This window comes from Saccharothrix stipae, assembly GCF_054781895.1.
In genome coordinates, this window is record NZ_BAAGTN010000002.1 from 741,239 (window position 1) to 761,621 (window position 20,383).

Below are 20,383 nucleotides of genomic sequence, written 5' to 3' on the forward strand. Positions count from 1 at the left end.
AAGTCGGGCGCTCACGCGTGGCCATGACGAGGTGGCATACCGATGATGCGAAGGCGGATCACCACGACTCCTGCACTACGCCGAAACTCGTCATGATCGGAGACGGCTGGACGAACGCACCTGTCGGCCTGGGTGCGGAGAACCGCATCACGGTGGCGGGTTGCCGTGTTGTGCTCGTGGTGGTGCCGCACGTCGTCGCGGGCACCCGACTGGTGGACCTGCTGCCGTTGATCGAATCCGATCAACGGGTGCAGGTGTTGTTCACCGTCCAGGGATCCGTGCACGGCACGGCGGAGTTCACCCACCGGTTGGGCGGTCACGTACTGCCCTGGGACCAGGCGACGCGACAACAGTTCGACCTCGTGCTGGCAGCGGGATTCCGCGGGGTGGACCAGTTGCACGGCCCGGTTCTCGTGGTGCCGCACGGGGCCGGCGCGCTGAAGTCGAGGCTGCGGCCGCGGCGGGCGAATGCGCTCGCCGGACACGGCTTGACCCGCGAGCAGTTGATCCGTGACGGGCGCGTCGTCCCGCACGCCCTCGTGCTGTCGCACCACGACGAACTGCGGCTGCTGCGGGAGTCGTGCCCGGAAGCGGAACCCGTGGCCGTCGTCGCGGGCGACATCTGCCTCGACCGGATGGTGGCGAGCGTCCCGCACCGCGAGCGCTACCGCCGAGCGCTGGGCGTCGCGCCGCACGAGCGGCTGGCGGTGATCAGCTCGACGTGGACACCACACTCGGCGTTCGGGGCGCACCTCGGCCTGTACCGACGCCTGGTGGACGCCGGGCACCCCGTGGCGGCAGTGCTCCACCCGAACATCTGGAGCGTGCACGGAGCCAGGCAAGTGCGCGCGTGGCTGCCCGACGGGCTGATCGTCATCCCGCCGGAAGAAGGCTGGCGAGCCGCGATCATCGCGGCCGATGTGGTGATCGGCGACCACGGCTCCTGCACGCAGTACGCGGCGGCGCTCGGTAGGCGGACGCTCCTCGTGCCGTTGACGGAAGGCCTGCTGCGCAAAGGAAGCCCGGCGGACCTCACGTACCGAGGAGCACCGGTGATCGACCCCGTCCGGCCCGCGCTCGACGAAGCGACGGACGTACCCGGAATCGCCGAAGCGATCAGTTCCCGCCCGGGTGAGGCCGGCGCCATCCTGCGCCACACCATGTACCGCCTCATGGAGTTGGCCGAACCCCCGCAACCGGTCTCCCTGACGCCGGTTCCAGCGCTCCGGGTACCAGGATGACCGGCGGGTCGGCAAGCGGACGGACGGGGATCGGTGACCCCATCCGAAGCAAGTGGGACCGGAAGTTAGGGGTGGCGCTGGATAACGAAAAGGTAACGGTCAGGTCGCGGACTGGGCGCGGTACGTATGCCACTGTGTCCACCGCCCACCGGCGGTCGGGGTTCAACGCACACATGCGCGTACCTACGACGAGGTGACACATCCATGACGCGAAACCAGGGGCGGCACCGCTTCTCCCGGCGCACGAAGCTGACTGCCGGCGTGACCGGGTTGGCGCTCACGATCGGCCTGGCCGTCGCGATCAGCACCACCGGCGATCAGGGCACCGCCCAGGCGGACGGGGCCGACATCTCCCTGTTCGTCGACATCACGAAGCAGCAGCGCAACGTGCGGGCTCCCCAGCCGCAGCGCGGCGCGAGCACCGGCACGTTCACCGTGGACTGCGGCCGCAACGAGAACGGCCACTTCAACCCGGACAACTTCATCGCGCAGCCGGGGGTCCGCAACGGGGCCGAGCACCTGCACGACTACGTGGGCAACGTGTCGACCGACGCCGACTCGACCAACGAGAGCCTGCTGGAAGCGGACACCACCTGCAAGAACGGTGACAAGTCGGCCTACTTCTGGCCGGTGGTCCGGATCGACCGCGAGGACGAGGAGGAGGAGCCGGGCCGGCCGGCCGACGCCGAGGTCGAGTGCCCGGACGTGCAGCGCAAGCTGCGCAACGTGCCGCGCCAGGCCAAGGCGGAGGTGGACCGCAACCTCCAGGCGATGAAGGACCAGATCGCCGAGGCCAACCAGAAGCTCAAGGCGGCGGCGAACGTCGACGACCCGAACTTCGTCAACAACACCGTCCTGGGGCCGTTGCGGGACAAGCGGACCGCGGCGATCGACCGCATCACCATCGCCATCGACCGGGTCGCCGAACGCCCGCGCGGGCTCAAGAGGCTCGCGCCGTGCACGGTCAAGGACGGCGACGCCAACGACGCCCGGGTCGCCGAGGCGGCCCAGGAGGCGGAGGCTGACGCGCCGGAGAAGGGTGACGGCAAGAGCGCCAGCGACGAGAACGAACTGCCCGGCAACGAGGGCGAGATCCAGCGCCCCGAGGTCGTCGACCTGACCTTCCGCGGCAGCCCCGTCGGCAAGGTCGAGGCGATGCCGCAGTTCCTGCGCGTCCTCTACGGCGACGCGAAGGTCTCCACGAACGGCCCGAAGAACGCCCGCAAGTCGTGGACCTGCACCGGGTTCGAGGACAAGGTGCTGATGGACAAGTACCCGATCTGCCCGGAGGGCAGCAAGGTCAAGCGCATCCACGACTTCGCCAGCTGCTGGGACGGCAAGAACACCGACAGCGCCAACCACCGCGACCACATCGTCTACCCGAACGACAACGGCAAGTGCCCGCGTGGCTTCAAGGCCGTGCCGCAGCTGCGGATCAGCCTGACCTACAACATCCCGCGTGACGTCCAGGTCGCCGGCCAGTACGCGGTCGACGCGTTCCCGCAGGAGGAGCACAACCCGTTCTCCGACCACGACGACTTCGCGAACGTCATGTCCGAGCAGATCATGAACCGCCTGGTGCAGTGCGTGAACACCGGCCGCCGGTGCAAGGAGTGACGATGATCCAGGCGAACTTCGCGTCCGGTGTGGACGAACTGCGCGCCACCGAGGACGTGCACCGGTTGCTCGACCGCCTCACGGTGGCCGAGGACGCCACGCTCGTGCACACGGACTGCCCGGACCACCTCGTGTGGGTCGGCGTGCGCGGTGACCGCGGGGCGATGCTGTTCACCGACGTGATCACCGGTTCGTGGGCCAGCCTCGGCGAAGGCCCCCGCCAACGCCCCCGGTACGCCGGGGTCAACTTCCCCACCCACTGCGAGATCCCGGTCGCCGACCTCGCCGTCGCGATCGAGGAGTTCCTCGCCACCGGACAGCGCCCCACGCTCGTCCCGTGGCAGCAGGTGAGGTGAGGAAGACGCCATCCCCGATCCGCGCGGCGGCGGGTCGGGGATGGCCCCTTTCCCGGTTCAGCCGGCTTGGAGCGCCAGGTACAGGTCCACCCGTTCGGTGAAGTTCGAGAGGTCCACCCCCAAGAGGTCCTCGACCCGTCCCACCCGGTAGCGCAAGGTGTTCACGTGGACGTGCAGCCGCGCGGCGGCCGTGGTCCACGAGCCGGAGCAGTCGAGGAAAACCCGCAGCGTGCCCACGAGGTCCGAACCGTGCTCGGCGTCGTAGTCCAGCACCGGGCCCAGGAGCCGCCGGCGCAGCGAGCGGCGCAACTCCTCGGGCACGCCGGCCAGCAGCAGCTGGTGCAGGGCGATCTCCTCCCCCGCCACCACGCAGGTCCGCCCGGTCCGCCGTTCGCCCAGCCGCCGGGCGTGCGACGCCTCCTCCGCCGCGCCGCGCAGCCCGGCGTGCCCGACCGGCGACGAGATCCCGACCAGGACCCTGGTCGAGCGCAGGCCCGGTTCGAGCGTCCGCAACGCCGTCCGGACCCCTTCCGCCCACGACCCGGACGGCACGAGCGCGTACACCTCCGCGCCGGCGGCGGCCACCAGGAACGTCGGCGCGACCGACGCCAGCACCTCCTCCACCAGCGCGACGGCCTGCTCGACCGGCCCGTCCGACACCGACGCCGCCAGCACCCGCAGCGGGGCGTCCGGGTCCCAGCCGACCGCCGCGATCCGCGCGGCGACCTCGCCGCCGGTGAGCACCTGCCGCACCAAGGGCCCGGCCGCCCGGTTCTCGATCTCCCGCCCTTGCAGGACCCGCGCCCGCTCCACGCCGACCAGGCCGGCCAGCTCGGCGGCGACCTCGTCGTGCGTCCGGTCGCCGGAGACCACGAGGATCCACGAGGCGAGCCGGGAACCCCCGCGCGCGGACACCGGCAGCAACGTCACGCCGCGCACCACCCTGGGCAGCCGGTCGGCCAGCAGGAACTCCCGCACCAACGCCTCGGCCTCGGGCAGTTCGGGCCCGGCGACGACGTGACCGGTGCACGACAGCACCCGGCACGGCGCGTCCAGCTCCGCCGCGCCCGCGGCCACCAGCTCGGCCAACCCACCACCTTCGACGACCACGGTGAGCAGCCGCCGGTGCCTGCCGAGCAGCGCGCCCGCGTCACCGACCCGCTCGGCCGCGAGCTCGGTCACCACGCGTTCGGTGATGACCGCGAACGACAGGTCCACCGGTACCTGCAACAGCGGCACGCCGTGCCGTTCGCAGGCCTCGACCAGCGCCTCGGGCAATTCGCCGACATCGGGTGGGCTGGCCGCCAACGCGGCGACTCCCGACGCCGCCAAGGAAGCGACAAACTTTTCACAATCGGCCGCGGTCCGGTGCCACAACAGCCCGGAGAGCACCAGCTCGCCACCGGACAGGTAGCGGGCCGGATCCGGTAGTTCGGTGCCGTAGAGCCTGGTCACCGGCCTGTCAAGCGATTCGGCGCCACGGACGAGGCGAAGTCGGAGTTCCGGCATCCCGAGCAGGCTCCGAACCAGCAACACGCGCGCCTCCTCCACGTCATCTCGGCCGTTTACCGTCGTCCGATCGTGTTTGTAGGAAAGCACAAATCCCCTCACTGTAGGAGCCTGGGATTCATGCGCCGCCGCCGTAGCCGATCACGGTCCCGGGCCTGTGTACTGGCTCACACCGCGCACTCCAGCCACCGAGGTAGCCGATGGATTTCCTCCGCCCCGACACCCTCGCCGAGGCGCTCGCGCTCAAGGCGCAACGCCCGGACGCCGTGCCCATCGCCGGTGGCACGGACGTGATGGTTGAGCTGAACTTCGACCACCGCCGCCCGGCCGCCCTGCTCGACCTGACCCGGATCGCCGAACTCCGCTCCTGGGACACGGACCACGCCGCCGACGGCGCAGCGGTGCGCATCGGCTCCGGCGTCCCGTACACCCGGATCATCGACGAGTTGGGCGCGCACCTGCCCGGGCTCGCGATGGCCTCCCGCACGGTCGGTTCGCCGCAGATCCGCAACCGCGGCACGGTCGGCGGCAACCTGGGCGCCGCGTCACCCGCCGGTGACACGCACCCGGTGCTGCTCGTCGCCGACGCCACCGTGGAGGCCGCCTCGACCCGGGGCACCCGGCTCATCCCGGCCACCGACTTCTACCTGGGCGTGAAGCGCAACGCGCTGGAGCCGGACGAGCTGATCACGGCGGTCCACGTGCCGGTCGCCCGGGCACCGCAGCAGTTCTCCAAGGTCGGCACGCGCAACGCCATGGTGATCGCGGTGTGCTCGTTCGCCATCGCCCTGCACCCGGCGCAGCACCGGGTCGGCGCGGCGGTCGGCAGTGCCGCGCCCACGCCGCGCCGCGCGTCGGCGGCCGAGGAGTTCCTGTCCGCCGAGCTGACCTCCACCAACCAGTGGGAGTCGCCGAAACCGCTGCTCGACTCGGTGAAGCGGCGGTTCGGCGAACTCGTGGCGGAGGCCGCGAGCCCCATCGACGACGTGCGCGGTTCGGCCGCGTACCGCAAGCACGCCCTCTCCGTGCTGGCCCGCCGCACGCTCGACTGGGCCTGGCGCGACTACTCCGAGCAGGTGGCCTGACCATGCGCGTGAACGTGACGGTGAACGGCGAGCAGAAGCAGGCCGACGACGTCTGGGAGGGCGAGAGCCTGTTGTTCCTGCTGCGCGAGCGGCTCGGTCTGCCGGGCTCCAAGAACGCCTGCGAGCAGGGCGAGTGCGGCTCGTGCACGGTGTACCTGGACAACACGCCGGTGTGCTCCTGTCTGGTGGCCGCGGGCCAGGTGCAGGACCGCGAGGTGTGGACGGTGGAGGGGATCGGCAGGAAGGATCCGACCCGGGCGGGCGATCGGCTCGACCCCGTCCAGGAGGCGTTCGTGGACGCGGGCGCGGTGCAGTGCGGGTTCTGCACGCCCGGTCTGGTGGTCGCCGCGCACGACCTGCTCGACCGGGTGCCGCAACCGAGCGACCCGGAGATCCGCGAGGCGCTGGCCGGGAACCTGTGCCGCTGCACGGGCTACGAGAAGATCCTCGACGCCGTGCGCCTGGCCGCGACCCGCAAGGCGGACCCCGAGAGCGCGGCGCGATGACGCCGACCATCCTCGACGGCGTCGCGATCGCCACGGTGGACGCCGCGGGCACCGAGCACGCGTTCGGCCACGTCGTCATCGAGAACGGCCGGATCACCGCCGTGGGCCCCGGCCAGGCGCCCAAGCCCACCGGCCCGCACACGTGGGTCGACGGCAGCGGCTGCCTGGTCACGCCCGGCCTGGTCAACACCCACCACCACCTCTACCAGTGGGCCACCCGGGGCATCGCCCAGGACGCCACCCTGTTCGAGTGGTTGACCACGCTGTACCCGGTGTGGCGCGGCCTGGACGCCGAGATCACGCACTCGGCGGCCTCCGCCGGGCTGGCGAGGCTCGCGACCACCGGGTGCACGACCGCCGCCGACCACCACTACGTCCACCCGCGCGAGGGCGGCGACCAGTTCGGCGCCCTGGTCGAGGCGGGCAAGCGCATCGGCATCCGCCTGCACGCCATCCGCGGCTCGATGGACCGCGGCCGGTCGCACGGCGGTCTCCCGCCGGACAACCTGGTCGAGGACACCGAGACCGCGCTCGTCGCCACCGAACAGGCGGTCGTCGACCACCACGACCCGCGCCCGGACGCCCTGGTCCGAGTGGCCGTCGGACCGTGCTCGCCGTTCTCGGTCAGCGCCGAGCTGATGACCGGTGCGGCCGAACTGGCCCGCGCCCGCGGCGTCCGACTGCACACCCACCTCGCCGAGACCGTCGACGAGGAGGAGCAGTGCCAGGCCGAGTACGGCTGCACGCCCACCGAGTACGCCGAACGCCTCGGCTGGCTCGGTGACGACGTGTGGCTCGCGCACACCGTGCACCTGTCGCCCGAAGCGGTGAAGCGGCTGGGCGCGACCGGCACCGGCAGCGCGCACTGCCCCACGTCCAACGGCCGGCTGGGCACCGGCATCGCCCCGGTCCGCGACCTGCTCGACGCCGGTGCGCCGGTCGGCCTCGGCGTGGACGGCGCGGCCTCCAACGAGTCCGCCGGGATGGTCGAAGAGCTGCACCAGGCCCTGCTCCAGGCCAGGCAACGCGGCGGCCCGAAGTCGTTGAACGCCCGCGAGGCGCTGTGGATGGGCACCATGGGCGGCGCGCGCTGCCTCGGCCGTGAGGCGGAGATCGGCTCGATCGAACCGGGCAAGCTCGCCGACCTCGCGGTGTGGCGCCTCGACGGTCTCGACCACGCGGGCATCGACGACCCGGTGGCCGCCCTGGTGCTCGGCCCGCCGCCGAAGCTCAAGCTCGTGATGGTGGGCGGCCGGACCGTGGTCGACGACGGCGAGCTGCGCACCGCCTCCGAAACCGACCTCGCGCGCGACCTGCGTGCCGCCGCCGAGCGACTGAAGGGGACGCGATGAGCCTCACCCCCGCCGAACTGACCTCCGCCGTGCCCGGCGGCATCGGCTCCAGCCCGCAGCGGCCCGACGGGAACCTCAAGGTGCGCGGCGAGTTCGCCTACGCCTCGGACCTGTGGCACGAGGACATGATCTGGGGCACGACCCTGCGCAGCCCGCACCCCTACGCGCGGATCGTCTCGATCGACCTGACCGAGGCGCTGAAGGTGCCCGGCGTGTACGCCGTGCTCACGCACCAGGACGTGCCCGGGCAGAACAGGTACGGGTTGGAGCACAAGGACCAGCCGGTGCTCGCCGAGGACGTCGTGCGCTACCAGGGCGAACCGATCGCCCTGGTGGGCGCGGACCACCCGGAGACCGCGCAGCGCGCCATGAAGCGCATCAAGGTCGAGTACGAGGTGCTCAGGCCCGTCGTGGACATGGAGACCGCGGTCGACGACACGCCCCTGCACCCCGGCGGCAACCTCGTGCGGCACGTGCCCGTGCGGCGTGGCGACCAGCACGCGGCGGCCGAGGTGGTGGTCACCGGCCGGTACGAGGTCGGCATGCAGGACCAGGCGTTCCTCGGTCCCGAGTCCGGATTGGCGGTGCCCGCCGAGGACGGCGGCGTGGACCTCTACGTCGCCACGCAGTGGCTGCACGTCGACCAGGGCCAGGTCGCGGCGGCGCTCGGCCTGCCGCTGGAGCGGGTGCGCCTGACGCTGTCCGGCGTCGGCGGCGCGTTCGGCGGGCGGGAAGACCTGTCCATGCAGGTGCACGCGTGCCTGTTGGCGCGGCACACGGGCAAGCCCACCAAGATGGTCTACAACCGCGAGGAGTCGTTCTACGGCCACGTGCACCGGCACCCCGCGGTGCTGTACTACGAGCACGGCGCGGACCGCACCGGCAAGCTCGTGTACGTCAGGGCGCGCATCCACCTCGACGGCGGCGCGTACGCCTCCAGCACCTCCGCCGTGGTGGCGAACGCGGCGACGCTCGGCATCGGCCCCTACGACGTGGACAACGTGACCGTCGACTGCTGGGGCGTCTACACGAACAACCCACCGTGCGGCGCGATGCGCGGGTTCGGCGCGGTGCAGGCGGGATTCGCCTACGAGTCCCAGATGGACAAGCTCGCCGAGGCGCTGGGCATGGACCCGGTGGACGTGCGGATCGTCAACGCGATGAGCGAGGGCTCGGTCATGCCGACCGGGCAGGTGGTCGACTCCGCCGCGCCGGTCGCACAGCTGCTGAAGCTGGTGAAGGACAAGCCGATGCCACCGCTGGCGACCACGGTCGACCTGCGCGACATGCCGGGTGGCGTCTCCAACACCACGCACGGCGAAGGTGTGGTGCGCGGCGTGGGGTACGCGGTGGGCATCAAGAACATCTGCTTCTCCGAGGGCTACGACGACTACTCCACCGCCCGGGTCCGGTTGCAGGTCATCAACGGCGAACCGGCCGCGATGGCGCACACCGCGGCGGCCGAGGTGGGTCAGGGCCTGGTGACGATCATGCAGCAGATCGTGCGCACCGAACTCGGTGTGGAGCGGGTGACGATCCTGCCGATGGACACCAGCATCGGCAACGGCGGCTCCACCTCCGCGTCCCGTCAGACCTACGTGACCGGCGGCGCGGTGAAGGCGGCGTGCGCGGCCGTGCGCGAGAAGCTGGCCAAGCTCGCCGGTGGCCGCGACCCGTCGACCGCGGACCTGGCCGGTCTGCTGGGCGACGAGGTGATCGACGAGACCGTGGAGTGGCGGCACCGCGCCACCGAGCCCATCGACCCGGAGACCGGGCAGGGCAACGCGCACGTGCAGTACGGGTTCGCCGCGCACCGGGCCGTGGTGGACGTGGACGTGGAGCTGGGCCTGGTGAAGGTGGTCGGGCTGGACTGCGCGCAGGACGTCGGCAAGGCGCTCAACCCGCAGGCCGTGCTGGGCCAGATCCAGGGCGGTTCGGCGCAGGGCCTCGGCCTCGCGGTGATGGAGGAGATCCAGCTCTCGGGCGGCAAGGTGCGCAACCCGTCGTTCACCGACTACCTCATCCCGACCGTGCTCGACATGCCACCGATGAGCATCGACGTGCTGGAACTCGCCGACCCGAACGCGCCCTACGGTGTGCGCGGCGTCGGTGAGCCGCCCACCATCTCGTCCACACCGGCCATCGTCGCGGCCATCCGCGCCGCCACCGGCCTGGCCCTGACCCGAGTGCCCGTGCGACCGGAGCACATCACCGGCACCTGATCCCCGCGCGAACCACCCGGGCCACGGCCGCCGTGGCGCGCACGCGCACGCCCCTAGGAGCACCCCATGACCACGTCCGTGTCCCCCGACCACGCCTGGCTGCGCGCGTCGATCGACCTCGCCACCCGCAACGTCGCCGCCGGTGGCGGCCCGTTCGGCGCGGTCGTCATCCGGGCCGGCGAGGTGATCGCGACCGGCACCAACCAGGTCACCCCGACGCTCGACCCGACCGCGCACGCCGAGGTGGTCGCCATCCGGGCGGCCTGCCAGGCCATCGGCGACTTCCGGCTCACCGGCTGCGTGCTGGTGTCGTCGTGCGAGCCGTGCCCGCTGTGCCTGTCCGCCGCCCTGTGGGCGCGGGTGGACCGGGTCGTCTACGCCGCCGACCGGCACGACGCCGCCGAGGCCGGGTTCGACGACCGCGAGTTCTACGAGTTGTTCGGCAGGCCGCGCGAAACGTGGAGCCTGCCGGTGCACCAGGTCTCCACGGGGGTGGACAACGCGCCGTTCACCGCGTGGCTGTCCCGGACCGACCGCGTCGACTACTAGGCGGGCAGGCCCCGGAGTGCCTGCGCGGGCCGCCGCACCGGCACTTGTGGTGATCAAGATGTGCCGAGGCCGGTGGCGCTCGGTCGGCTGGTTGATGACCGTGATCGCGGTGCTGTTCTTCGCGGTCGGTCTGAAGTCGTTGGCCATGGACACAGGTTCGGTGGAATTCCCGGCCGGCGCCGCAACTTCTTCGTCGGTTGTGGACAACTGCCTCGTGGGGTCCCGGGGAACGGCGCCGCGCCTGCTGGTGTCCGGGGCGACCGACTACGCCTCCGCCGTGGCTCGACCAGGACGTTCCTCGGATATCACGTGACGGTGCGCGATGCGCGGCCCGTCTTCGCAGCTGTGGACAGGTTCCCGTCCGCCGATGAAGTCCACGGTCAGGCGCCCAGCAGTCCCCGTTCGTAGGCGACCGCGACGGCGGCGGCGCGGTCCTTCACGCCCAGCTTGGCGTAGACGTGCACCAGGTGCGTCTTCACGGTCGCCTCGCTGATGAAGAGCTTCGCCGCCGCCTCGCGGTTCGTGCACCCGCGCGCGATGAGCGCCAGCACCTCCACCTCGCGGTCGCTCAACGGCTCCGCCGCGGGCTGCCGCACCTGACCCACCAGGCGGGTCGCCACGGATGGCGACAGCACCGCCTCGCCCCTGGCCGCCGAACGCACCGCCCGGAACAACTCGTCGCGCGGCGTGTCCTTCAACAGGTACCCGGTGGCGCCCGCCTTGATCGCCGGCAGCACGTCGCTGTCCGTGTCGTACGTGGTCAGCACCAACACCCTGGTCGGGCAACCGCGCAACCGCTCGATGGCGGTGACGCCGTCCACACCGGGCATCCGCAGGTCCATCAGCACGACGTCCGGCAGCAGCGCCCGCACCACCGTCACCGCCTCCGCGCCGTCCGCCGCCTCACCCACCACGTCGACGTCACCGGCGCCCGCGAGCATCCCGCGCAGCCCGTCGCGCACCACGGGGTGGTCGTCCACGATCACCACGCGGATCACCTGGCCACCTCGGCCGGGATCGCGGGGACCGACGCCGACACCGCCGTGCCGCCGCCCGGCTCGGACTCCACCACCAGCGCTCCCGCCAAGCGCGACACCCGTTGACGCATGCCGACCAGCCCGAACCCGTCCGTGCGCACCTCCGGGTCGAACCCGGCGCCGTCGTCACGCACGTCCAACGTCACCACGTCCTCCATGTACGACAACGTCAACCCGACGCGTGAAGCGCGCGCGTGCTTGGCGACGTTGGACAGCGCCTCCTGCGCGGCACGCAGCAACGTGACCTCCACCTCCGGGTGCAGAGCGCGCGCCGCACCCGTCGTGTGGAGCGACGCGGCCACCCCCGTCTGGTCCGCCCACCCCGCCGTGACCTCGGCCAACGCGTCCGGCAGGTTCGCGTCCACCAGCGCGGGCGGCCGCAGGGCGTGCACCGAACGACGGGCCTCGGCCAGGTTCTCCCGCGCCAGCCGCAACGCCGTCTCGACGTGCCGCGGCGGGTTCTCGTCGGCCTGGAGCTGGGTGATGATGCCGGTGAACCCCTGGGCGAGCGTGTCGTGGATCTCCCGCGCCAACCGCTGCCGCTCGTCCAGCACACCGGCCTCGCGCGCCTGGATGAGCAACTGGGCGTGCAGTCCCGCGTTCTCCTCCATCATCGCCTCCATCTGGGCGACCATCTCCTTGCGGCGCCGTGACTGCTCGGAGGTGATGTGGCCGAACGCGGTGAACGTGCAGGCGATGACCACGATGAACACCACGATGATCAGGTACACCACGATCGGCCCGAACTCCGCCGGCGGGAGGCCCCCGTACAACGACGTCGCCGCGAGCACGCCGGTGGCCGACACCCCGGCGAGCTTCCACCGGCCGGGCAGCACGTCTATGGCGTAGATGTACCCGGCGAAGGAGAAGAACCCGAACAGCGGGTCCCGCAGCCCCAGCAAGGCGTACGCGACCAGGATGCCGACGAAGAACAGGGCCATCAGACCGGTCCGGGAGCGCCAGCCCGGGTGCCACGTGTACCACCACAGCATCCACAGGCCGGTCGCCGCGGCGATGCCCACGTTGACCGCGGTGGTCGGCGCGGGGTCCGTCCCGACCACCAGGTACATGGCGGTCGTCAGCACCAGCACGAAGTACGGGATGGCGTGCCCGGCGACGGCGAGCCGCCGTTCCCACGTGTCCAGCACGTCCATCGCGCGCACCTCGCTACTCCCAGCGGAACGACTTCGCCGCGACCGTACCCGCTACCAGCGTGACCAGGGTGAGGACGCCGAGGTGCACCGGATCCGGCGCGACGCCCAACCACGACTCCTGCAACGCGCCGACGCCCGGCGGCAGGTACTCGCCGATGGTGTTCAGGAGGTCCGGCAGCAGGAACCGGGGCAGGTACGCGCCACCGAAGAACATGACCAGCATGAACACCACGGTCGCCCACCCGCCCGCGGACCGCGCGTTCGGCGCCCAGGCCGCGACCAGCAGACCGAGCGCGGACAGCGACAGCATGCCGAGCAGGCACGTCACGAGGAACCCGAGCGGGTGGTGCGGCAGGTCGATGCCGAACACCGCCCGGGCCACGACCATGAGCAGCACGATCGAGATCACGCCCGCGATCACGTTGACGAGCACCTGTGCCACCAGCAGGCGCGCCGGGTGGACCGGGGTGGTGGAGAAGCGGCGCAGCACGCCCTTCTCGCGGTAGGTGGCCACCGTGGAGGGCAGCTTGTTCAACCCCAGGAACGCCAGCGTGATCACCACCAGCGAGGACATGTAGGAGTCGATGAACCGCTGGTCGCCGAAGTTCGGGTCGGGCGTGCGCAACGCGGGGATCGCGCCGAGCACCAGCAGCAGGATGGTCGGGAAGAGCACGGCGAACACGACCATGCTCGGCTCGCGCAGGAACAGCTTCCACTCGGTGTTGACGATCTTCAGCATGCTGCTACTCCGTGAGGGTGCGGCCGGTGAGGCGGATGAAGGCGTCGTCCAGGCCCGCCTGCTCGATGCGCAGGTCGGCGGCGACGATCTGGTTGCGGGCGAGCACGGACGTGACGGCGTGCAGCAGGTTGCCCGTGCCGGTGACGACGAGCTGCGGCCCGTGCCGGTCGACGTGCGCGACCTCGGGCAGCTCTTCCAGCAGCGCAACGTCGAACGGCGTGGCCGGCCGGAACCGGACCCGCTGCTCACCGTCCACCCGGGACACCAGCCCGGCCGGGCTGTCGACCGCGACGAGCCTGCCCTCGTCGATCAGCGCGATCCGGTCGCACAGCCGTTCGGCCTCCTCCATGAAGTGCGTGACGAGGACGACCGTGACGCCGGCGTCGCGGATCTGCTCGACCAGGCTCCACGTGTCGCGGCGGGCCTGCGGGTCCAGGCCGGTGGTGAGCTCGTCCAGCACGGCGACCTTGGGCTTGCCGATCAGCGCCAGCGCGATGGAGACGCGCTGCTTCTGGCCGCCGGAGAGCTTGCGGTACTCGGTCTTGGCGCGATCGGCCAGGCCCAGGCGTGCCAGCAGCTCCCGCCAGTCCGCCGGGTCGCGGTAGAAGGAGGCGTAGAGGTCGAGGGCCTCGCCGACCCGGATCCGGTCCGGCAGCTCGCTCTGTTGCAGCTGCACGCCCAGCCGGGTACGGAGCTTCACCCGATCGCGCTGCGGGTCGAGTCCGTCGACACGGATCGTGCCGCCGTCCGGGGAGCGCAAGCCCTCCACGCACTCCACGGTCGTGGTCTTCCCGGCCCCGTTCGGGCCGAGGATGCCGAAGATCTCCCCCTCGTCGACGGTGAACGACACACCGTCCACCGCGACCTTCCGGTCGTACCTCTTGACGAGGTCGACCACTTCGATGATTGCCATGCCACCAGCGTCGTCGCGGCGACGTTCGGCCGGATCGCACGGCGGGTCAGACCTCGCATCAACCGATCGGTTGATCTTCCCGTAGACCACCCTGAACCAGCTCGGGGTGCACCTGAGCGTTGAACTCAGGGGTCCTGAACGTAGGACACGCGCGTTCTGAACGTAGGACACGCGCGTTCTGGAGGTAGGACTCACGCGACGCGAACGTAGGACTCTCGCGGTTCTGGGGGTGGGAAGCGGGGGGTTAGGGGTGGAGGCCGTGCAGGACTTGGGTGACCAGGGTGGTGACGACCTCGGCGTTGTGGGAGGTGTCGCCCGGGCGGAGGGTGCGGGCGGCGGCCTCGACGGCGCCGTGGATCAGGGTGGCGCGCAGGGCGGGTGACGGGACGCCCGCCTCGGTGAGGGCGTCGGTCAGGGGTGTCAGGAGCTTCTCGTGCTCGGCGCGGATCCGGGTGCGGGCGGCCTCGGGCAGCGCGTGGGCGGAGAGGGCGACGACGGCGCCGTGGCTGCCGTCGGCGATGATCTCCAGCTCGGTGCGGAGGTAGGCCTCGACCCTGGCCTGCACGCCCTCGACCGAGCGCACCGCCTCGACCAGCTTGCGACCCCACTCGGGCAGCTCGTCGGACACGATCGCGGCGACCAGCTCCTCGCGGGAGCGGAAGTACTCGTACAGGCTCGGCCGCGACAAGCCGACCCGGCGCGCCAGCGACGCGAGGGTCAACGCGTCCGCGCCCTCCGAGGCCACGATGTCACGCCCGGCGTCCAGCAGGTCCCGCAGCCGGTTCGCACGGTGCTGCGCCAGCGTGTCGGCGCTGATCCTGGGCACCCACCGAATCCTAGCCCTTGCGTTACCTACGTGCCGTTGGAATAGTTCCCTACACAGCGTCGGGAACCACGGAGGTGTCGGGTGTTCATCGCGACCAACCGCTTGTTCGTCCCCGCCGAGCGCGCCGAGGAGTTCGAGGCGCACTTCAAGAGCAACATGCGCACCTACCTGCCCGGCGTGCCCGGCCTGCGCCGCAGCACGTTGCTGCGCCCGACCCGCCCCGACCAGCCGTACGTGTCGGTCAACGAGTTCGACACCGAGGACGACTTCCGCGCCTGGGTCGCGTCGGACTCCTTCAAGGAGGCGCACAGGCGCAACGCCGGCATCGCGCGCCACGTGACGGGCAACGCCGTGGAGACCTTCCACCACTCGGAGGACCTCCTGCTCGCCCCGTGACCGCGGGTCGACCGCCCCCGTCAGGGGATGGTGATCGCCCTCATCCGCTCCACCTCGTCGGACTGGGAGGCGACCACGTCGTTGGCCATCTCCTCGACCCGCACGTCGGTACCCGAGGACAGCAACTCGACCGCCATCTGCACCGCGCCCTCGTGGTGGGCGATCATCAACTCCAGGAACAGCCGGTCGAAGTCCGCGCCGCGGGCCGCTTCGAGCGCGGCCAGCTGCTCGTCGGTGGCCATGCCGGGCATCGACCGGTGGTCCACTTCCGGCAGGTCGGCGCTGTGGCCGTGCGCGGGCGCGTTCTCCGCGTACTGCCGCTGCCACTGCTTCATCCCGCTGATCTCGGGCCCCTGCGTGTCGTGGATCCGCGACGCGAGGCCGCGCACCGTCTCGTTCTGCGCGCGTTGCGGCGCGAGCGCGGACATGGTCAGCGCCTGCTCGTGGTGGACGATCATGCGGGCCACGTACTTCAGGTCCGCCTCGCTCGGGGCGACCCACCGGTCGGTGCCGAAGTCCTCCGGCGCCAGGGTCTGCGCTTGCTCACCAGGCCCCTGCGGCGCGATGATCGGAGGCTGGTCGGGCGACTGCGCCGTGCAGCCCGCCAGGACGGCCACCAGCACCGCGACGAACACGATCCGCATCCCACTACCCCCTAGAGCCACCGGTCGGCCGCCAACGTACCCGGCGGTCCCACGACTCGGAAGTCGGCAGATTCCCGACGAATGGGTCTGTCCTTAGCGTTGCGAACGGGTGATACTGCGGACCCTGCACTGGGTTGGAAGGGGAACCTGAAGTGGAAGTACGCGATTTGACCCGCCGCCGGCGCAGAACGCCGGCCGCGGTCTTGGGGGCGTTCGCGCTGAGCCTGTCGGTCGTGACCTGGGCACCCCAGGCGACCGCGGCGCCGGACGACGCCGACCTGGCCGGTCTGTCCGAGACCCAACTGTCGAGCCAGGAGCAGCCGGCCGCCGGCATCCCCGGCGTCGACGAGATCCGCAACAGCCGCAACGTCAAGCACCTGGCGAACCTCCCGAAGCCGGCGCCCTTCACCGCCTCTTCGACGTGGTCGGACCTGGCGTTCCAGAACGGCTACGCGTTCGACGGCAACTACGACGGCTTCGTCATCTACGACGTGCGCAACCCGCACAAGCCGTCCATCGTGAGCACGGTCTGGTGCCCGGGCTCGCAGAACGACATCTCGGTCAAGGACAACCTGCTCTTCTTGTCCACCGACTCCTCGCGCAGCGACAACTCCTGCGCCAGCACGCCGCTCTCCGCGACCAACAAGGACGCGTGGGAGGGCATCAAGATCTTCGACATCAGCGACAAGAAGAACCCGAGGTACGTCGCCGCGGTCGAGACCAAGTGCGGTTCGCACACGCACACGCTGGTGCCGGACAAGAAGGGCAAGAACGCCTACCTGTACGTTTCGTCGTACAGCCCCAACGACACCTTCCCCGACTGCAAGACGCCGCACGACCTGATCTCCATCGTCAAGGTCCCGCTCAAGGACCCGGCGTCGGCGTCGGTGCTGTCGGAGACCGTGCTGTTCCCGGACGGCGGCAACCCCGGCCGTGAGGGCACGATCGAGGACGGCTACGTCCGCGCCACCTCCGGCTGCCACGACATCACCGTGTACCCGTCGAAGGACCTCGCGGCCGGCGCCTGCATGGGTGACGGCGTGCTGTGGGACATCTCCGACCGGGAGAAGCCCCGCGAGATCAGCCGCGTGCAGGACAACGTGAACTTCGCGTTCTGGCACTCGGCCACCTTCAACAACGCGGGCACCAAGGTCGTCTTCACCGACGAGCTCGGCGGCGGCAGCGCCCCGACCTGCAACGAGAAGATCGGCCCGACGCGCGGTGCGGACGGCATCTACGACATCACCGGTCGCGGTGACGGTCGCAAGCTGGAGTTCCGCTCGTACTACAAGATCTCCCGGACCCAGGGCGACACCGAGAACTGCGTGGCGCACAACGGCTCGCTGATCCCGGTGCAGGGTCGCGACATCATGGTGCAGGCGTGGTACCAGGGCGGCATCTCGATCTGGGACTTCACCGACTCCCGCAACCCCAAGGAGATCGGCTGGTTCGAGCGCGGTCCGCTGCCCAACGGCGCCGGCGGCGGCTCGTGGTCGGCGTACTACTACAACGGCTACATCTTCTCCTCCGACATGGCCAAGGGCTTCGACGTCTTCGACATCCGCGACCCGCGGACCATGACGGCGAAGCTCGTCCGCGTCGGTGAGCTGAACGTGCAGACGCAGGGCTCGTACCGGGACCTGTTCCCGCGCTAGCCGAGGCGGTCCGACGCCGTTCGGACGCAGGAGGGGGCCCGCCGCGCACCAGCGGCGGGCCCCCTTTTCGCCCGCCCGGCGGCACGGACACTGCATATTCCCCCTTTTAGGACCGCATTTTCGCGGCTCGGTACTCCTTGGTGGTGAATTCGTCCGCACCCGGTCCTACTCCGCGTAGGATCGGAGCCGATTCCTCTTCACGAATTCCTCGCGAGGAGTATTCCCATGCCGGACATGACCCTCTACCGGGGTGAGCGCGACAATGTCTGGCCGGCACCCGCCGTGCGTCTCATCTGGGGCGGCATGACCATTCGGGACCCCTGGCCGGGCGCGCGGCTGCCGAACCAGGCGGCCACCGGCGCGTGGTCGGCGCTCTCGCGGGCGATCAGCACCTGCGGCAACGACCGGGCGGAGTTCTCCCGGACCCTGCGGGCGGCGGGCGTCTCCTACGGCCTGAACTTCACCCGCACGCCCGGCCCGGTCGAGTCGGAATCCGACCACCACTACGTGGTCACCATCCACCACGCCCGCACGTTCCTGCTGCGCTACGGCGGCGTCGGCGGCTGGACGCTGGGCGACGAGGTGCCCTGGGTGACCGATCCGACCGCGGCCGACCAGGATTACGTGGTGCTGAACGGACCGCGGGTGAGCCGGTCGACGGTATTGGGCTACGGCCATTTCGCCGACACCCCGGAAGTCACCCTCTTCACCGACGTGCCGACCGGTTGGGTGACTTCCGTGAACGGTCAGCCGATCGGCGCGCGCGGGGTGCGCGTGCTCACCGATTCGGCGTTGTCGGAAGCCGAACGGCTCAGGTTGACGAAATTGCGCCGGCCTTGAACGGTTCGCGGGCGGATCACGCGCCGCCGAACAGGTCGGCCAGGCGGCTCTGCTCCAGTCGAACCTGGTCGAAGACCACCTCGCAACCGGTGCCGACCGGTGATTGGACCTCCAGCCCGACGCGCACCGGGCCGTCCAGGGTGAACTGCCGCCGCAACCGCCACGTCACGCCGTCGTGCGACGAGTGGAAGGCGTACCCGCCGTCGAGGCTGCTGATCCGCAACCACGCGGTGTCGCCGTCGACGGCCGGGCCCACGGCGTCGTCGGACCGGCCGGCGCGCGTGACCACCGAGTAGATCGAGGGCGTGCCGCCGGGTGCCGACTCCAGGTTCAGCTTGGCCCACGTGTGGTCGTCGCGCCAGAGCAGCAACGCGCCGGCGTCCCAGTCGGCGTGGAAGTCGACCCGCAGCCGCGCGCTCAACTGCCAGTCACCGCTCGGCGGTTCGGTGAGCGCCCGCGCGGCGTCCTCCTTGACGTGCGAGCCGATCGGGCTGCGGAAGATGTCGGTCCGCGCGGCGGCGACCGCCGTCAGCACGTCGTCGGCGACCTCCCACTTCGCGGGCGGCACGTCCCAGTCGAACGACGACGGGCCAAGCGTGAACACGGGAACCTCCGGCGTTGTCGGTCCGCAGATCATGTCGGAACCGCGGCCCGCCACCCGCGGGCCGTGCCGGAACTCACAGGTCCGCGGGCCGGGTCACGCCTCGACGACCATCAGCCGGCCGGCCGCGAAGTCGAGCGCGACGGTCGTGCCGGGCGGGAAGTCGGCCGCGCGGCTGGAGGGCTGGTCGACCCGCACGACCTGGTCGCCGCCGTCGAGCCGGACCGAGAGCCTGGTCACCGGCCCCAGGAAGCTCTGCGTGAGCACGTTGCCGACCAGCGCGCCGTCGGCCTGGCCGCGGTGCGGGCCGATGCCGATGTCCTCCGGCCGCACGATCACCTTCACCTCGCCGGTCAACCCGTCGGCCGCGGCGGTGTCCAGCCGGAACGGGCCCAGCCGCACGCCGCCCGCCTCGGCGGTGCCGTGCACCGCGTTGGTCACGCCGACGAACTGCGCCACGAACGCGGAGGCGGGCTGCCGGTACACCACGGCGGGCGTGTCCAACTGCTCCAGCCTGCCCTGCGACATCACGCCGACCCGGTCGGAGACGGCCAACGCCTCCTCCTGGTCGTGCGTGACGAACAGGGTGGTCATGCCCAGCTCGGTCTGGATGCGCCGGATCTCGTCGCGCAGGTTCACCCGCACCTTGGCGTCCAACGCGGACAGCGGCTCGTCCAGCAGCAGCACCCGCGGCCGGATCGCCAGCGCACGGGCCAGTGCCACGCGTTGCTGCTGACCACCGGACAGCTGGTGCGGGTACCGCTTGCCGAGGTGGGCCAGTCCGACCAGTTCCAGCAGCTCGGCGACCCGCCCGGCCCGGTCCGGCGCCTTGCGCAGCCGCAGGCCGAACGCGACGTTCTGCGTCACGGTCATGTTCGGGAACAGGCTGTAGGCCTGGAACACCATGCCCATGTCCCGCTTGTTCGCGGGCACGCCGGTGATGTCGCGACCGTCCACCCGGACCGCGCCCGAGTCGGCCGTCTCGAACCCGGCGACGATGCGCAACGCGGTCGTCTTGCCGCAGCCGCTCGGCCCGAGCAGGCTGACCAACTCGCCCTCGGCGAGTTCCAGGTCGAGCCCGTCGAGCGCGGTCTGGCCGCCGAACGACTTGCGCAGCCGGTCCAGTCGCAGGTACCCCATG

At 71.0% G+C, this 20,383-nt stretch carries 21 protein-coding genes; 12 read left to right on the top strand and 9 right to left on the bottom strand.

Annotated elements, in window-relative coordinates:
- The first annotated feature begins 92 nt into the window (after positions 1 to 92).
- The 3 genes from ACYVLT_RS06340 (at position 93) to ACYVLT_RS06350 (ending at position 3,214) form a co-directional block, all read left to right on the top strand.
- Positions 93 to 1,241, top strand: coding sequence for a hypothetical protein (locus ACYVLT_RS06340; protein ID WP_461119141.1), 1,149 nt, complete (start codon positions 93 to 95; stop codon positions 1,239 to 1,241).
- Between the two features lie 204 nt (positions 1,242 to 1,445).
- Entirely contained in the window at positions 1,446 to 2,858 is a 1,413-nt protein-coding gene (locus ACYVLT_RS06345) for a DUF1996 domain-containing protein (RefSeq protein ID WP_461119142.1), read from the top strand.
- 2 nt (positions 2,859 to 2,860) lie between these two features.
- Complete coding sequence (locus tag ACYVLT_RS06350; protein WP_461119143.1) at positions 2,861 to 3,214, top strand: Imm1 family immunity protein; 354 nt, start codon at positions 2,861 to 2,863, stop codon at positions 3,212 to 3,214.
- 57 nt (positions 3,215 to 3,271) lie between these two features.
- Here ACYVLT_RS06350 and ACYVLT_RS06355 read toward each other — a convergent pair whose 3' ends face one another.
- The gene (locus tag ACYVLT_RS06355; protein WP_461119144.1) at positions 3,272 to 4,750 is read right to left on the bottom strand and encodes a PucR family transcriptional regulator; all 1,479 of its coding nucleotides are present in this window, start codon (positions 4,748 to 4,750) and stop codon (positions 3,272 to 3,274) included.
- A gap of 173 nt (positions 4,751 to 4,923) precedes the next feature.
- On the opposite strand from ACYVLT_RS06355, the gene ACYVLT_RS06360 reads away from it, so the two are divergent.
- The 6 genes from ACYVLT_RS06360 (at position 4,924) to ACYVLT_RS06385 (ending at position 10,750) form a co-directional block, all read left to right on the top strand.
- Positions 4,924 to 5,808, top strand: a complete 885-nt coding sequence (locus ACYVLT_RS06360; RefSeq protein WP_461119145.1) for an FAD binding domain-containing protein — start codon at positions 4,924 to 4,926, stop codon at positions 5,806 to 5,808.
- Between the two features lie 2 nt (positions 5,809 to 5,810).
- Positions 5,811 to 6,314, top strand: a complete 504-nt coding sequence (locus tag ACYVLT_RS06365) for a (2Fe-2S)-binding protein (RefSeq protein WP_461119146.1) — start codon at positions 5,811 to 5,813, stop codon at positions 6,312 to 6,314.
- A complete protein-coding gene (locus ACYVLT_RS06370; protein ID WP_461119147.1) occupies positions 6,311 to 7,666 on the top strand; it encodes an 8-oxoguanine deaminase in 1,356 nt (451 codons plus the stop codon). Before ACYVLT_RS06365 ends, ACYVLT_RS06370 begins: the two co-directional genes overlap by 4 nt.
- Positions 7,663 to 9,888 carry a molybdopterin cofactor-binding domain-containing protein gene (locus tag ACYVLT_RS06375; RefSeq protein ID WP_461119148.1) on the top strand — a complete coding sequence of 742 codons (2,226 nt, stop codon included), beginning with the start codon at positions 7,663 to 7,665 and terminating at the stop codon, positions 9,886 to 9,888. The genes ACYVLT_RS06370 and ACYVLT_RS06375 overlap by 4 nt, the downstream gene beginning before the upstream one ends.
- Before the next feature lie 66 nt (positions 9,889 to 9,954).
- Positions 9,955 to 10,437, top strand: a complete 483-nt coding sequence (locus ACYVLT_RS06380) for a nucleoside deaminase (RefSeq protein ID WP_461119149.1) — start codon at positions 9,955 to 9,957, stop codon at positions 10,435 to 10,437.
- Positions 10,438 to 10,537: 100 nt separating this feature from the next.
- A complete protein-coding gene (locus ACYVLT_RS06385) occupies positions 10,538 to 10,750 on the top strand; it encodes a hypothetical protein (protein WP_461119150.1) in 213 nt (70 codons plus the stop codon).
- Between the two features lie 67 nt (positions 10,751 to 10,817).
- Here the strand turns inward: ACYVLT_RS06385 and ACYVLT_RS06390 are convergent, their stop codons facing one another.
- The 5 genes from ACYVLT_RS06390 to ACYVLT_RS06410 form a co-directional block, all read right to left on the bottom strand.
- On the bottom strand, positions 10,818 to 11,435 hold the full coding sequence (locus ACYVLT_RS06390) for a response regulator (RefSeq protein ID WP_461119151.1): 618 nt from the start codon (positions 11,433 to 11,435) through the stop codon (positions 10,818 to 10,820).
- Complete coding sequence (locus tag ACYVLT_RS06395) at positions 11,432 to 12,628, bottom strand: sensor histidine kinase (RefSeq protein ID WP_461119152.1); 1,197 nt, start codon at positions 12,626 to 12,628, stop codon at positions 11,432 to 11,434. The genes ACYVLT_RS06390 and ACYVLT_RS06395 overlap by 4 nt, the downstream gene beginning before the upstream one ends.
- Positions 12,629 to 12,641: 13 nt before the next feature.
- Positions 12,642 to 13,367 carry an ABC transporter permease gene (locus tag ACYVLT_RS06400; RefSeq protein WP_461119153.1) on the bottom strand — a complete coding sequence of 242 codons (726 nt, stop codon included), beginning with the start codon at positions 13,365 to 13,367 and terminating at the stop codon, positions 12,642 to 12,644.
- Between the two features lie 4 nt (positions 13,368 to 13,371).
- Positions 13,372 to 14,280 carry an ABC transporter ATP-binding protein gene (locus ACYVLT_RS06405; RefSeq protein WP_461119154.1) on the bottom strand — a complete coding sequence of 303 codons (909 nt, stop codon included), beginning with the start codon at positions 14,278 to 14,280 and terminating at the stop codon, positions 13,372 to 13,374.
- A gap of 244 nt (positions 14,281 to 14,524) precedes the next feature.
- Positions 14,525 to 15,106 (bottom strand): TetR/AcrR family transcriptional regulator, encoded by a 582-nt coding sequence (locus tag ACYVLT_RS06410; protein ID WP_461119155.1) that lies wholly within the window; start codon positions 15,104 to 15,106, stop codon positions 14,525 to 14,527.
- 81 nt (positions 15,107 to 15,187) lie between these two features.
- Here ACYVLT_RS06410 and ACYVLT_RS06415 point away from each other — a divergent pair, with 81 nt between their 5' ends.
- Positions 15,188 to 15,502 carry an antibiotic biosynthesis monooxygenase family protein gene (locus tag ACYVLT_RS06415; RefSeq protein ID WP_461119156.1) on the top strand — a complete coding sequence of 105 codons (315 nt, stop codon included), beginning with the start codon at positions 15,188 to 15,190 and terminating at the stop codon, positions 15,500 to 15,502.
- A 20-nt stretch (positions 15,503 to 15,522) separates the two neighbouring features.
- On the opposite strand, the gene ACYVLT_RS06420 is transcribed toward ACYVLT_RS06415, so the two are convergent.
- Complete coding sequence (locus ACYVLT_RS06420; protein WP_461119157.1) at positions 15,523 to 16,146, bottom strand: DUF305 domain-containing protein; 624 nt, start codon at positions 16,144 to 16,146, stop codon at positions 15,523 to 15,525.
- A gap of 224 nt (positions 16,147 to 16,370) precedes the next feature.
- On the opposite strand from ACYVLT_RS06420, the gene ACYVLT_RS06425 reads away from it, so the two are divergent.
- Together ACYVLT_RS06425 and ACYVLT_RS06430 are read left to right on the top strand one after the other, a co-directional pair.
- On the top strand, positions 16,371 to 17,801 hold the full coding sequence (locus ACYVLT_RS06425) for an LVIVD repeat-containing protein (RefSeq protein ID WP_461119255.1): 1,431 nt from the start codon (positions 16,371 to 16,373) through the stop codon (positions 17,799 to 17,801).
- A gap of 225 nt (positions 17,802 to 18,026) precedes the next feature.
- Positions 18,027 to 18,641, top strand: a complete 615-nt coding sequence (locus tag ACYVLT_RS06430) for a hypothetical protein (protein ID WP_461119158.1) — start codon at positions 18,027 to 18,029, stop codon at positions 18,639 to 18,641.
- A 16-nt stretch (positions 18,642 to 18,657) separates the two neighbouring features.
- On the opposite strand, the gene ACYVLT_RS06435 is transcribed toward ACYVLT_RS06430, so the two are convergent.
- A complete protein-coding gene (locus ACYVLT_RS06435; protein WP_461119159.1) occupies positions 18,658 to 19,245 on the bottom strand; it encodes a DUF1349 domain-containing protein in 588 nt (195 codons plus the stop codon).
- A 93-nt stretch (positions 19,246 to 19,338) separates the two neighbouring features.
- Entirely contained in the window at positions 19,339 to 20,382 is a 1,044-nt protein-coding gene (locus ACYVLT_RS06440) for an ABC transporter ATP-binding protein (RefSeq protein WP_461119160.1), read from the bottom strand.
- Position 20,383: the final 1 nt, after the last annotated feature.